Source organism: Pseudomonas sp. 28 E 9 (assembly GCF_900004785.1).
GTDB classification, from domain to species: Bacteria; Pseudomonadota; Gammaproteobacteria; order Pseudomonadales; family Pseudomonadaceae; genus Aquipseudomonas; species Aquipseudomonas orientalis_A.
The window spans coordinates 1-13,278 of the sequence record NZ_CVTK01000008.1 but is presented as its reverse complement, the minus strand read 5'-3'; the positions used below and the strand labels follow the sequence as shown (position 1 = coordinate 13,278).

General features: G+C 56.0%; 15 protein-coding genes. 4 read left to right on the top strand and 11 right to left on the bottom strand.

Going from position 1 to position 13,278, the window contains the following annotated elements; all coding sequences use genetic code 11:
- The 6 genes from BFQ00_RS00280 to BFQ00_RS00255 form a co-directional block, all read right to left on the bottom strand.
- Positions 1–354, bottom strand: a complete 354-nt coding sequence (locus BFQ00_RS00280) for a putative holin (RefSeq protein WP_019818195.1) — start codon at positions 352–354, stop codon at positions 1–3.
- 27 nt (positions 355–381) lie between these two features.
- The gene (locus tag BFQ00_RS00275) at positions 382–594 is read right to left on the bottom strand and encodes a tail protein X (RefSeq protein WP_065932283.1); all 213 of its coding nucleotides are present in this window, start codon (positions 592–594) and stop codon (positions 382–384) included.
- Complete coding sequence (locus BFQ00_RS00270) at positions 594–1,055, bottom strand: head completion/stabilization protein (protein WP_065932282.1); 462 nt, start codon at positions 1,053–1,055, stop codon at positions 594–596. The genes BFQ00_RS00275 and BFQ00_RS00270 overlap by 1 nt, the downstream gene beginning before the upstream one ends.
- A gap of 104 nt (positions 1,056–1,159) precedes the next feature.
- Entirely contained in the window at positions 1,160–1,861 is a 702-nt protein-coding gene (locus BFQ00_RS00265; protein WP_065932281.1) for a phage terminase small subunit, read from the bottom strand.
- Between the two features lie 4 nt (positions 1,862–1,865).
- Positions 1,866–2,888 carry a phage major capsid protein, P2 family gene (locus BFQ00_RS00260; RefSeq protein ID WP_057704545.1) on the bottom strand — a complete coding sequence of 341 codons (1,023 nt, stop codon included), beginning with the start codon at positions 2,886–2,888 and terminating at the stop codon, positions 1,866–1,868.
- A gap of 40 nt (positions 2,889–2,928) precedes the next feature.
- Positions 2,929–3,759 (bottom strand): GPO family capsid scaffolding protein, encoded by an 831-nt coding sequence (locus BFQ00_RS00255; RefSeq protein ID WP_065932280.1) that lies wholly within the window; start codon positions 3,757–3,759, stop codon positions 2,929–2,931.
- A gap of 155 nt (positions 3,760–3,914) precedes the next feature.
- Between BFQ00_RS00255 and BFQ00_RS00250 the strand changes: the two genes are divergently transcribed.
- From BFQ00_RS00250 to BFQ00_RS00240, 3 genes are all read left to right on the top strand, one after another.
- Positions 3,915–5,672 carry a terminase ATPase subunit family protein gene (locus BFQ00_RS00250; RefSeq protein WP_065932279.1) on the top strand — a complete coding sequence of 586 codons (1,758 nt, stop codon included), beginning with the start codon at positions 3,915–3,917 and terminating at the stop codon, positions 5,670–5,672.
- Positions 5,672–6,721 carry a phage portal protein gene (locus BFQ00_RS00245; RefSeq protein ID WP_065932278.1) on the top strand — a complete coding sequence of 350 codons (1,050 nt, stop codon included), beginning with the start codon at positions 5,672–5,674 and terminating at the stop codon, positions 6,719–6,721. Before BFQ00_RS00250 ends, BFQ00_RS00245 begins: the two co-directional genes overlap by 1 nt.
- 158 nt (positions 6,722–6,879) lie before the next feature.
- Positions 6,880–7,674 (top strand): DNA adenine methylase, encoded by a 795-nt coding sequence (locus tag BFQ00_RS00240; protein WP_065932277.1) that lies wholly within the window; start codon positions 6,880–6,882, stop codon positions 7,672–7,674.
- Here the strand turns inward: BFQ00_RS00240 and BFQ00_RS00235 are convergent.
- A complete protein-coding gene (locus BFQ00_RS00235; RefSeq protein WP_065932276.1) occupies positions 7,671–8,351 on the bottom strand; it encodes an SOS response-associated peptidase family protein in 681 nt (226 codons plus the stop codon). The genes BFQ00_RS00240 and BFQ00_RS00235 overlap by 4 nt on opposite strands.
- 82 nt (positions 8,352–8,433) lie before the next feature.
- Here BFQ00_RS00235 and BFQ00_RS00230 point away from each other — a divergent pair, with 82 nt between their 5' ends.
- Positions 8,434–8,643, top strand: a complete 210-nt coding sequence (locus BFQ00_RS00230; RefSeq protein WP_005786229.1) for a hypothetical protein — start codon at positions 8,434–8,436, stop codon at positions 8,641–8,643.
- Here the strand turns inward: BFQ00_RS00230 and BFQ00_RS00225 are convergent.
- The 4 genes from BFQ00_RS00225 to BFQ00_RS00215 all read right to left on the bottom strand — a co-directional run bounded on the left by BFQ00_RS00225 (position 8,622) and on the right by BFQ00_RS00215 (position 12,682).
- Positions 8,622–9,347, bottom strand: coding sequence for a hypothetical protein (locus tag BFQ00_RS00225; RefSeq protein ID WP_065932275.1), 726 nt, complete (start codon positions 9,345–9,347; stop codon positions 8,622–8,624). The two genes, BFQ00_RS00230 and BFQ00_RS00225, sit on opposite strands and share 22 nt — an antisense overlap.
- 1,672 nt (positions 9,348–11,019) lie before the next feature.
- Positions 11,020–11,403, bottom strand: coding sequence for a hypothetical protein (locus tag BFQ00_RS28835; RefSeq protein WP_139114955.1), 384 nt, complete (start codon positions 11,401–11,403; stop codon positions 11,020–11,022).
- The gene (locus BFQ00_RS00220) at positions 11,400–11,921 is read right to left on the bottom strand and encodes a hypothetical protein (protein WP_065932274.1); all 522 of its coding nucleotides are present in this window, start codon (positions 11,919–11,921) and stop codon (positions 11,400–11,402) included. The genes BFQ00_RS28835 and BFQ00_RS00220 overlap by 4 nt, the downstream gene beginning before the upstream one ends.
- 20 nt (positions 11,922–11,941) lie before the next feature.
- A complete protein-coding gene (locus tag BFQ00_RS00215; RefSeq protein ID WP_065932273.1) occupies positions 11,942–12,682 on the bottom strand; it encodes a hypothetical protein in 741 nt (246 codons plus the stop codon).
- Between the last annotated feature and the right edge of the window lie 596 nt (positions 12,683–13,278).

Here is a 13,278-nt window from a genome sequence, read left to right as displayed (position 1 = left end):
TCAGGTGCCCCCTCGGATGCGACGCCAGATGTCCCAGATATCCGCCTTTTCCACCCACACCATCAGTTTGATGCTGATCGGGATGACCACCAGGGCACAGAGGAAAGCGCTACCGCCGCTGGTGATGAACGGGATTGCTTGCAAGGCCATGGGGGCGAACAGGTAGCCCACCCCGGCCGATAGGAACAGAGAGCCCAGGCGCTGCCAAACCTTGAGGTCGCGCTTGGTGCTGGTGACCAGCCAAGCGCCGAGGATGGCGCCGAACAGCGCCCCGTCGTCGATGACTGGCGTAACGCTCGCCAGGCCCAAGCCAATGAGCAGGCCGGACACAACGCTGGAAGTCGGATCAGCCATGGTGTGGGTTTCCTTGGTAGCAGTGGGTCAGTCCCATAGGTTCACCATCTGCCGTTGTGGCGCGCTGGTCTGGGCTTCGGGCATGTTGATAACGAGGCCTTGCGGCAGGACGGGACCGTAGTCGGCCAGGCCGGGGTTCGCCTGCAGCACCGCTTCGGTGACGCCTGCGGTTCGGCCGTAATACCGCCAGCACAGGGCGTCGACGGTGTCGTTTTGATTGGCGCGGACGGCGACGGCCATCAGATCAGCTCCACGGTGGTGCGGCTTTTCCTGAGAAAATCACGGATGGCCCAGCGCAGGTCGCGGCGGTAGTCGTCGATGGTGGGGGCGACCTCTTCGGCCTGTTTGTTGCCGGTGTTGGTGGCGCTGTAGTCGCGGTAGCGCTCGCATACTTCGGCACCAGTTGCTGCCTCGATTGCACGACGATAGAGGTGGGCCTGTACTGATACGTCTTTGATGCGATCACCTGGGACCTCTTCCAACGTGGTGTAACCGGCGGCTTGCTGAGCCGTTCGCCAGTCGCTTAACTCGCGGTTGAGGTTGATGGCGGCAGCGATCACGGCGGTTTCCAGACGAGCCGGGGTGACGCTGGAGTCGATGCGCAGGGTGGCGCGCAGGCTATCCAGATCAATCGACGGCCAGAACGGGTCGGTGTTGATGTGGCCGCTGGCGACGGTGCCACTGGCTACAAATGCGCTCATGAGACTGCACTCAAAAATAGGTCGCCGGTGGTCGGGGCTTCACGTTCAGGAGGAGCGGCCTGGCCGATCCGCCCCGAGCCGGCGGGGTGCGTGGGGACGCTCGGTCAGCTGCCAGTGGCAGCGTGTTTTTTCAGGAGGCGTTCGGCGCCGTCCAAATCTTTTTTGCCGCCGCATCCGTCGTGCAACTCGATGGCGCGCTTGAGCAAATCAACGCCCGCCTGGATCTGCCCCGGTTGACCGGGTTCCTCGGCGGTGATGCCATTCAGGGTGGCGCGGCCGGTCGCCAGGAACAGCTTGGCGCGGGCTTGGTCGGGCATGTCCTCGTCTTCGGTCAGCTCTACCGTGCGGTGCAGGATCGCCAAGTCGAAAGAACCATTGGCCTTTTGAGCTTTTAGTGCTGCAGTGGCGATTTCTTCCGCCACCAGGCAACCGGTAGTGCGTTCGAAACGGTCCGGCATGATCAGCTTGTGCTTGAGCACGTAGTCGGCAATGTCCAGGGCGCCTCTGTAGTCCTCGACATCGATGCGCCAGATCATGACGGTAGTCATCACGTCGTCCTGGGCGCCGTTGCCAGCGTGGAGCACACCCTCTACATACGGGATGTACTCAGGCAGCAGTTGCAGTTTGAGTGCGGCCTTGCCTTCGTTGGACTGGATGGCCTTCAAGCGCAAGCGGTCCTGCAGCAGCTGATTCAGTTGGTGCTCGTAGGCGGTGGCACCGGCCATGGATTGCTGTGGTGCCGTTTTAGCTGCCTCCATGGCCGCGCGTGCGCGGCGCTGGTGGGCTTGAGCGATGCTGAGTGCCATGGGGTTAACCCTCGCTGCCGGCTTCTTCGACTGGGGTGATGTTTTCCAGCAGGCAACCAAGGCCGTATTCCTCGACCACATAGGCCTCGTTCGACGATTCGAAGTTGCTGACGCGGTTCCACTCCGGCTCCTCTTTGAGGTAGCGGCGGCGCCCACCGATCTGCCAGTACACCGACAGGTTGGCGAAGGTGGTGATGAGGATGGCGCCTTCCGGCATATACGGCACTTCGTACAGGGGCAGGCCACCGACGCGGCGTTGCGAGATGATCAGATCGCTCGCCAGGGTGTTGGTCGCGTCCTGGTCCTTATTGACCAAGGCCAAGAACTTGTCGTGGACCAGCTCGCGACCAGTCAGCACTACCAGGCCGGGGTTACGGCGATACCAGGGGTCAAGCAGCTGGATGGCGTCGTAGACCAGGGCGTCGATGTTCTTAAAATCACCGGTTTTGCCGATAGTGATCTTGCCGGCGACAGCACCTTCTTTCAGCACTCGGTCAGGCGCGTGAGTGCGGTACTGCTGGAGCCAACCGATGTTGACGTCTTCCAGCAATGGGTGCGCGGTGCGGTCGGTTTGTTCGGCGGCCGAAGTGCCGTAGAAACCGATTTGGATACGGTCGAGCGCCTGACGTTGGGCAATTGCGCTGGCAAGACGAGTTTGGAAGTCAGGGAACTTCGCCCAGGCGTCGAGCTGCTTGTAACTGACGTAGGTGTCAAAGTCGGTCTGCTCAGCCCGGTATTTGTCGCTGGACAGGGTGCCAATGCTGCTGGGCTCACGCTTCTTGACCTTGGTGTTGGTGCGGCTGGCAACGGTGCCGCCGACGCCTAAACCGACCTTCTCGCCTTCCTGTTCGTCGACGCCGATGACGTTGACTTTGGTCAGGAACTCGCTCGATTCCTGAATCTTGGTTTCCAGGCGCTGCTGGATAGTCGGGTCCACGCTGAACGTGGCGGTGGCCGATTCGACGCCGTTGATCTGTGCCACTTGGGCGAGGTAGCCGGTGAAGAGTTTTCGAGTGTCGTTACGCATGGGTGTCTCCGATAGGGGGCTGGGCGGTTGAGGCCGCAGGTCAGAATTCAGCCAGGGCTTGTTTGCCGCCGCCGGTTACCGGTGGGCGCTGGGCTTGGGAGTGGTCTTGTGTGTTGCCGAGGATCGTTTTCAGCTCGACCAGGTCTCTGCTGAGCTGCTCGACCTTGGTGTTCAGTTCACCGGAGAATTTTTTCTCGGCGGCAATTTGATCCGGCAGGTCTTTGACGTGGTCGGCGATCGCTTCGACGGCTTGGCCGATCTGGGCGAACTCTGCATCGTCCTTCGCCTGTTTGCCGCCCAGCAGCGCCTGGACCTTGCTGAAAAGCTGGGCGCTGAGGCTGGGCTTGTCTTCGACTTCCTCAAACCGCAGTTCCGTTTCAACGGCCTCGGTGAACATCGACGTCGCCGAGTAGTGGCGGTCTTTGAATGGGCTGGATTCTGGTTTCTGCGCCGAGAAGGACAGCACGTCGGTGCCCAGACTGGCCGGGGAATCGGTCACAGCCAGGCCGACGATGTACGCCTCGCCCGTATCCGAGAAGCTGTCGTCGATTTCGATGGAGGTGTAAATCTTCTGCTTGGCCTTATTCATAGCGATCAGGTCGGGCGTCGGCTCGACCTGTGCAAACAAGGCCAGCTTCTTTTGACCGTTGATTTCAACTTCTTCGGTCTTGACCGCGAGCACGTCGCCGTAGGCTTTGAACGGGCTGTCTGGCAGCAAACTGCGGAAGTGCTCCAGCCAGATCCGGGCGCCGTAGGTGGATGGGTTGAAGTTTTTCGCCGCTTGTTCCAGCCAACTGCGTTTGATGGTGCGCTTGTCCGAGGTAGCGCCCTCGACGGCGACACGGAACCAATTACTGCGAAATTTCTTCATGCCTGGAATCCTCAATGCGTTGGGCGCTAAGTGCGTTGCAATGAGGGGCATGGTCGTGACGCGCGCGAGTTGCGGCAACGGGACGAGATTGTAGAGGGCGGATCTACAAGGGGCGGCGCTACTGAGTCGCAGGCCAGAGCGGCAGCATCGCGGCCATGACTACGACCGAACTGCTCCCCATCGATCCCAGACGCCAATCCAAGTTCCTCTATTGGATGGGTTGGCGTATCTGCGAGATTGCCGAGGCTACGGGCGAAAAGGAAAAAACGCTACACAGCTGGAAGGCCCGTGACGAGTGGGACCGGGCCGACAACGTTGAGCGGATTGGGGGCGCACTGGAAGCGCGCCTGGTGCAATTGATCCTCAAGGAAGGCAAGAGCGGCGGTGACTTCAAGGAAATTGACCTGCTGCACCGCCAGCTTGAGCGCCAGGCGCGCATTCAGCGTTTTCAGGGCGGCGGTACCGAAACCGAACTCAACCCCAACCTTGCCAAGCGCAACGAAGGGCCGAAGAAAAAGACGCCGAAAAACGACATCAGCGAAGACCAGATCGAGCTGCTGCGCGAAGCGTTCATCGATGGGTGTTTCGACTACCAAAAAGATTGGTACCGGGCGGGAAACCAGCGCACTCGCGTCATCCTCAAAAGCCGGCAGATCGGCGCCACTTACTACTTTGCCCGCGAGGCGTTCATTGACGCGCTGGAGACGGGCCGCAATCAGATCTTCTTATCGGCGTCGAAGAACCAGGCGTACCTGTTTCGCGGGTACATCCAGGCGTTCGCCCGCGAGGTCATTGGTGTCGAGCTGACCGGCGATCCCATTGTTTTGCCCAATGGCGCCGAGCTGTTTTTTCTCGGTACCAATGCGCGCACCGCCCAGGGCTATCACGGCAATTTCTACTTCGACGAATTCTTCTGGACGTTCAAATTCGAAGAGCTGAACAAAGTCGCGTCGGGTATGGCGATGCACAAGAAGTGGCGCAAAACCTACTTCTCGACGCCGTCGACCATGGCTCATGAGGCGTACACGTTCTGGACGGGGGAGCGCTTCAACAAGGGCAAGCCGGCGGCGCAGCACACCAAGGTCGATGTTTCCCATGGCGCGCTCCAGCAAGGGCGATTCTGCGAAGACCGGTTGTGGCGCCAGATCGTCACCATTCTCGACGCGGAGCAGGGCGGTTGCGACCTGTTCGATATTGAGGAGCTGCGCCGCGAGTACAGCCCCGATGCGTTCGCCAACCTGCTGATGTGCGAGTTCGTTGACGACGGTGCGAGCATTTTCCCGCTGACGGTGCTGCAGCCGTGCATGGTCGACAGCTGGGTCGAGTGGGCCGAGGACTACAAGCCCTTTGCCATGCGCCCATTTGGTGATCGCCAGGTTTGGGTGGGCTATGACCCTGCGGAAACCGGCGACTGCTCCGGCCTGGTGGTGGTCGCGCCGCCGCTGGTACCGGGCGGCAAGTTCCGGGTGCTGGAACGTCACCAGTTCCGGGGCATGGACTTCGCGGCCCAGGCCAGCGTAATCAAAGCTGTCTGCGACCGTTACTGGGTGACGTACATCGGGATCGACGTCACCGGGTTGGGCAGCGGCGTGGCGCAGCTGGTGCGCCAGTTCTTCCCCAACGTCACCACCTTCAGCTACTCGCCCGAGGTCAAGACCCGACTGGTGCTGAAGGCTTACGACGTGATTCACCGGGGCCGGCTGGAGTTCGATGCCGGCTGGACCGATATGGCGCAGTCGCTGATGGCGATCCGCAAAACCATCACCGCAGGCGGTCGCCAATTCACCTACACCGCCGGCCGCAACGACAACACCGGCCACGCCGACCTGGCATGGGCGCTCTTTCACGCATTGCACAACGAACCGCTGGAGGGGCAGACCTCTGCCAATACCGGGCGGATGGAGATTTTTTGATGTCGAACCGCCGCAGAAATAACAAGCAATTGGCTCAGGCACCCGGCGTGGTAACACAAGAGTTTATCCCGCGCAGTGACAGCAAGATGGAGGCGTTCAGCTTCGGCGACCCGTCACCCGTACTGAGCGGTCGGGAGGTGTTCGATTATCTGGAGTGCTGGTTTAACGGGCGCTGGTACGAGCCGCCGCTGTCGCTGGACGGTCTGGCACGTTCTGTGGGTTCCAGCGTGCACCTTCACTCGGGGCTGATGTTCAAGCGCAATTTGCTGAGCAAAACCTTCATTCCTCACCGGCTGCTGTCGCGGGCAGCGTTCGAACAGTTCGCCCTGGACTTTCTTTGCCTGGGTAACGGCTATCTGGAAGGGCGACGCTCGATGCTCGGCCCGGTGCGCGAGCTGGTACCGCCGCTGGCGAAGTACATGCGCTCGGGCAAGGACGGCCGGCAGTTCATGGTGCAAGGCTGGAAGGAAGAGCACGAATTTGAACCGGGCACCGTTTTTCATCTGCGGGAGGCGGATCTGCACCAGGAGGTGTACGGCCTGCCCGAATGGATCAGCGCCTTGCAATCAGCCTTACTGAACGAGTCAGCCACGCTGTTTCGTCGCAAGTATTACGAGAACGGCAGCCATGCCGGTTTCATTCTTTATATGACCGACGCCGCGCAGAACGAAGCGGACGTCGACTCCCTACGCAAGGCGCTGAAGGACTCCAAGGGGCCTGGCAACTTCCGCAACCTTTTTGTGTATTCGCCCAACGGCAAAAAAGACGGGCTGCAGATCATCCCTGTCAGCGAAGTGACAGCCAAGGATGAATTCAACTCGATCAAAAATCAGACTCGCGACGACGTGCTGGCCAGCTTGCGTATTCCACCGCAACTGATGGGCATCGTGCCGCAAAACGCGGGTGGGTTTGGATCGATCAGGGAAGCAGCGCAGATCTACGCGGCCAATGAACTGGAGCCGATTCAGGCGCGTATGGCGCAGGTGAATGAATGGCTTGGGGAGGAGGTCGTGCGCTTCAAACCTTATGAAATTCCCGTAGGGGCATAAAAACCCCCTGCGCAGTAAACGAGGCGACGAGCTGGTGCGCTAACACCCGCTCGACGCTGAATCACTCGAACACGCCGAGTGCTCCAACCAAGGCCTCGCCCCACTGCGCAGGGGGTGCGAAGCCTAAGCGAATCCAATTTCCAAAACAAGGATCACTTATGAGCACACCTATTATCCCGTGGATGGGCGGCAAGCGCCGCCTGGCAGATCGTCTGATTCCACTCTTTCCACCCCACGAGTGCTATGTCGAGGTCTTTGCTGGCGGCGCCGCGCTTTACTTCATGCGTCCACAGGCTGCGCCGGTTGAAGTTCTCAACGACATTAACGGCGACCTGGTGACGCTGTACCGTGTCGTGCAGAACCACCTGGAAGAGTTCGTACGCCAGTTCAAGTGGGCGCTCAGCTCAAGGCAGGTGTTCGAATGGCAGAAGATGACCCGGCCGGAAACCCTTACCGATATTCAGCGCGCAGCTCGGTTTTTCTACCTGCAGCACCACGCTTTTGCCGGCAAGGTCAGTGGGCAAACCTTTGGTACCGCAACGACGGGGCCAGCCATCAACCTGCTGAGGATCGAGGAGAACCTGTCTGCAGCTTGGCAGCGCTTGTCCGGTACCTACGTGGAGAATCTCGGGTGGCTTGAATGCGCCGAGCGCTATGACCGGCCACATACCTTCCATTACATGGACCCACCGTATTGGCAGACCGCCGGCTACGGCGTGGACTTCCCCTTCGAAAACTATGAACGGATGGCCGAGTTCATGCGGCGTTGCAAGGGCAAGGTGATGGTGAGCATCAACGATCACCCCGATATCAGGCGGGTGTTTGATGGATTCCACTTCGAAACGGTGGATATTCGATACAGCACGGCCAATCAACGCCAGGCGAAGGCCGAAGTTAGCGGCGAGCTGGTGATCATGAACTGGGAGCCCAACGCCCTCGGCGGACTTTTCTAACTCAAGGGCTGGATCAAACCGGCCTGTTTGTTCTTCACGTTGCCCACAGCGACGTCAACCTTGAACCATTCAAAGGACTCGGACGGCTCGCCCTGGTGCAACACCATCTGTTCGGCACGCTCCTTGGGCGTTGCCGGGTCCAGCCATTCACGGGCCAGGTCCGGGGTCAACACCACGGGCCTTCTGTCGTGAATGTCCACCATGCCGCCGGCACTGTCGGCGGTGATAATCACGAACCCGTCATGCTCGCCTGGCCCCTCATCGGAGTCAGGTAGCTGGCCGATAGATGCACATAGCACCGGCGCGCCGTCCCGTCTACGGATCAGGTAGGGCTGTTTTTTTGGCCCGCCTTCGTCGACCCATTCAAACCAGTTATCTATGGGCGCGATTGCGCGATTCGGCCAGATCGAGCGGAAGAACGGCCCATGAGCGACCTTCTCAACTCGGGCATTGATTGGCGCGGCTCTGTCCTTTGCCCAGTGCGGTCGCCAGCCCCAGCGCACTGGATCGGCGTGCAGCAGATCGCCCTGCAAGTGCAGTAGTGCAACCTGGGTCGTAGGAGCGACGTTATAGCGGTCAAGCGGCATATCCCCTACGGAATTAACCAGCGCGTTAGGCATGCTCAACGCCGCAACGAAGTCGTGGATGCCGCTGTACTGCGAGAGCCTTCCGCACATATTTTTTCCGCCCGTCGGTCCTGGTGAACAGCCGTACCCCGGCCGGTCTCTATCCAATAGACACCTGGGCGGGAGATTCGTCATGACAACCGATATACAGCAGGTTAACGAGATGGAAGCGTGGTTTGCGCTTCTCACTGATGCGGAGTTTGAAGCTGGGTCGCCAGAGTACCGGTATGAAACGCGCCTGGCCTTGGCTGACAGCATGCTTGAGCGCAAGGTGATCGATTGCGGGGAATGGCGGGAGCTGGTCGACGAGGCGGTTTCGGCTTACGCGGATGACGTTGGCTGACCGCCGGATTTAGGGACAAAGCCCTGACCTGAACATTTCAGGCAGTCTTCCCGCAGCCCGAAGTGGTCCAGACAAGCGGTGCACTTGGTGAATTGGGCGCATTGCAGTAGGGGCCTGGCCTTGCGGTAACTTTCAAAATCATGCTCCTCCAAGGCGACCTGGGCGCAATCTACCAGCGCCCGATAGGTGTCCGCGTCGCAGATGATTGGATAAACCTTCCCATTGATAATTTGAGCAGTCTGCACCAAGTCGTACAGCTCACCGGATGGTGCGATCAGCAGCAGCCCCTCTAAAGCCCAGGCTTTATTGCTGTTGCGGAATTCCAGGCGACGGTCACGGTTGGTGGCAACCAGCTTTCCATCAAACCCAGACGCACCTGGGTCAGTTACTGAATAGTACGTGTTGGACATTATCCGCCCAATGCACTCCGATCCGGCTCTGCGCACTACATCGTAGTGTCCACCAAACATGTATTCTTCAGCGTCGGTAGCCAGTTCTTCGACGGCATGCCAATAGGCCGCGTCAGCCAACTCGTCCATTTCCATCTTTTCCATTTGATCAATCACCCCTGCCTCCAGCATGTCGCGGGTTACCCACCGGCACATAGATCTGTGAGCCTCGGGGTTATTCATCCGGCTAAGACCGTCGTCAAGCATCAGACGCCAATTGGCGAGCCAAGCCGTTTTGAGTTCTAAGGGGGTCATGCGATTGACTGCTTATTAATACTGTATGCGCATACAGTAATCGACGTTTGCAACGTACGCGATTTGAGGCGACGAGCTGTAGGCACTGAGGCGGACTGGGGGGAAAAAAGTGAGCGGGGGGAGGATGAAAGTTTGCGCTTCTATGACGTGAAAAAACCCATTCCAACATAGCATTTTGGTGACGGCACGGCAATCGAAAGCAGGGCTTCAACCAGTAAATACGGGGCCTTGACCCGTTGGCCGGCGTGTCGTGGCTCGGCGGCGTCAGGGCACGTCACCGGCCGGATGCGCACGCCCACGGTGCGGGGGTGTGGCGTGCCACAAGTCTGCGGGGGAGTGACGTGCTACACGCGGTCGTTAGGATGGTCTGCACCTGGCGCGCGCCGTCGTCCCCCCACCTCGCCTGCGGGCTAAATGGGTCGTTTTTTCCGCATACCTGCGTACCACTCGCGGCGGCGTAGGCTGGGCGCTTGCTTGGCGTTTCAGAGGGGGCAGAAACCTGCGGAACCCTGCGAAGGTGCGTGTTTTGGCAATGCTTATATGCACGCACACAAAGCTGAATTCAGTAGGTGCCTCGGGAAAAAGGTTAGTTTTTTTTGGGGGGGGGGGTTGTGACTTGGAAGGCCCGTGTTTGTTGGGCTCGAGACCTAACTTCGGTGGGTTAGGTTGGGTTAGGTTAAAGGTTAGTAATTCGTAACTTTTTGTTTTTAAAGGAATTAATATATTTAATATTTAACAGTAATAAAGGTTACGAAATAACCAGATCTAACCAAAAAGCTAACCTTGCCACCCCTTCGAAAACCCGTAATAAACAAGGCCTCCATGAAATCCAGCAAAAAACTAACCTTCCTAACCTCTTTCCCATGGGTCAACATGAAAACGCGAGATGTGCCTTGGGCGAGGCGCTTTTGAAGCTGCTTACTACATTGCGCTGCGCTCACAACTTTTACGTCTACATGCACACGCTTTCACCTACACGGCGTCGAATGGTTGCCATTGGCATTGTTTGTTGGGCTTGAAGCGACATTCACTAACGAAAAGCGCTATAGCGCTACCCAGCGCAGGGGGGCATGACGTTATCGCACAAAGCGTATCCAGGGCGGCGCGCAGGTCGTATAGCGGGAAATGCTCACCGCGCTTGCCGATCAGAAAATGGCGAGCTTATCGGAGTCGAATCTGATTCGACTCAGAACCAAAGCCATCGCACATGTCTCAGATAATTGAACACCCGCGGTGGACTTAAGCAACACAGGAAACCGTTGCCCAGCGGCGCGAGCGATCCTTGGCATAACTCTGGGGGAATGCGGAAATTACCTGGAGGTAGGAGGCAGCTATGGGCAGGTCTTTGAAAAAAATATGCCCGATAAGGCCCATCAGTGCTTGGTAAACGCTTCTAGAGCCTGCTACGCGGAGTCTGAGTTCGGAAGCGTCCACCGAAAAGAGGTCCAAATCTTGATGTTTACTTATTATGCGTGAATATTGCCAATTAATTTAGGCGTGGTCAGCAACAAGCATTCAATCATATTTCTTGTGTTCCTCTTGAGCGAATTGTGGGTACTCAATATAATTGAGGCTATTCATAATTCGGAACACATACCTATCGAGAGAATCTTTCCTGTGGTTGACGCCGTCTTCTAAGAAACTTGTCGCCTTCTGATATAATGGCAAAAATTCAAACAGAATCTTTCGCCTGTAAAACTTCCCTGATGCCTATGTCGACACGTGCGTAAGAATGACCGCGAGTTTTAATAAAGCTTGCTTTGTGACTGCCAGAGCCTTTCTTTACCTCGGGCTTGGGAAGTGCTCTTTCGCAATGTCCTGCTATCGATTCACCTTTGATCTCATCTCCGATATTGACCAAAGAGTTTTTATCTATAGGCAACATTCCTTCCTCAAGCGGCTTGAGAATTGTCACTCTACCAAATATGCTCAGCTTGAACGGATATACAATGCGATTTAGCAAAGCATTCTTTAAGGGGAGAAGTTGATGGTACTTTCGGCATTGAACTTCTATAGATATACCTTCCACAGAAGAACCTATGATCACAGACTTCATTCTTCCTTACCCTCACTCCATAAGCGCATAGCCAAGGAGTCTGCCGCAACGTTCAGTATAGCGCCTTCGATAGCTTCCTCTCCGCAGCCAAACATATTAGCATAATCCATTACAGTATATTCGATACCAGTCAGATTATGTACTCGTTCAATACAGTCTGCTAAATCGCCGGAAGAATAATCAACCTGCGTCTCCGCAAACTCTACCGCGACGCGTTCAAATTCCTCTTCATCAATCTGTTCCATAAGTAGTGCCGCGTAGCTAGAGTTGTAGTCAATGACTTTATGCTGCCAGTTAACGACGCCTTTCAAAACGCTGATGTCTCTAGCTGTATTTAATGCATACTGCGAGAATTTTTGTATTAGTGAGTCTGTTTCAATAATTGAAACTGATGCAAAATTGGACGTCGTGGAACCTTTCACTCTAGCTACAAAGTCGAAGGCGGAATGATCACTTATCGTTGGGTTTACTGTAGTTCTAGTAAGGTCACTCACGTCGAACAATTTAAAATCTTCCATTGTCTTATCCTTAATGAATGTTAGAGTTTAACGTGGTCTTCAAGTCGGGTTGATATGAACTCGTCCAGTGAGCGCATAACTAACTCAACCTCAGTAATGTAAGATTCGTGCGAGCCAAATCGCGGTTTGTTGTTGATGTCAACTTTAAATGAGAATCCAGTTTCTTGCACTTCCAGTTTGCTGAAGTCGATATTTTGAACGTCAACGTGGGTCTTATTAAAGACCCCCCTCCGCATTTCATAAACATCTACTTCGAGGTTTAGATAAAGTTTCTGCTCTGTTTCGAACCCAACTTTAAAGCTGGAGCTTGCCAGGGTGCCATATGCAGGGGTACGCAAAAATTTATCATATATTTTTTTGCTGAGCTCGGTTCTCGGCTCCGTGCGTGGCAAATTAAACGTCACCACTAACCCTAATTCTCCTGTTACCTCTCCAAACTCATAAACTTTTTTTGCTACTTTTAAAACATTTTCTCTAATTACGTCGGTCTGCGTTTTTAGCGGTTTGTCGGCATTCTGAAAACCTAAAACCAGTTGGGCAGAATTTTTACTAATCAGAAATTGTTTGTGAGCGCTTTGAAAAATCAATCTAGGAGCGGATGCATCTAGTTCATCAGGAATATTAGTCTGTTGAGACTGCGACCCAAAGAGCGAGCCAAAAATATTCTCTGCATCTTCTTGCCGGTATCTGACCCGGTCATTGTGCGATGTTGAGGATATAAATATGGCTTGAGATATATAAGCCTTTGTCAGATCAGCCATAACAAACCTTTATAAGAACGAAATATTAGTAGGCCAGGATGTCAAAGCCACAGCCTCAGCAGCTTGGCCCATCCACCTCATTCAACAGATCATTGTACACGACCGCTTCCGCGTCAAACCTAAAATTCCTCACACCCGCGCGGGAAAGGGTGTGCATGTGCCTCATCGGCCAACCCTTCGCATGCTACAGCTGATCCATCATCTGAGTCTTGATGCCAATGCGTAAGGACTTTAGGTTGCCATGTCCTCCCCTTGAAAGGGAATTCTCGCTTGCGGTGCTCTCTGCTTTGCAGACCTACTCTATGGCACCTGTAGTTCGCCGATGTCGAGCGAAGCGGTGAGAATTTTCTCTGATCGCCTCCGACGACTGAGACCGAGACTCGGAGATAAATGGCGGATTGTGGGGGCCAGTGAACCCCCCTAGGGACTTGATGTATCTGACAGGTTCCCGAAGGGCAGTTGCCGCCTGTCTTAAGGGGAGGGCGCGACTGAGTTGAATTAAGGATGGTACAAAAGTGGTACGCAGCGTGTAGATCGGCTCTGTAGAGTAAGGAGTACGTGGCCTACAGGTTTAACTGTTCCAATCCATCATGGGG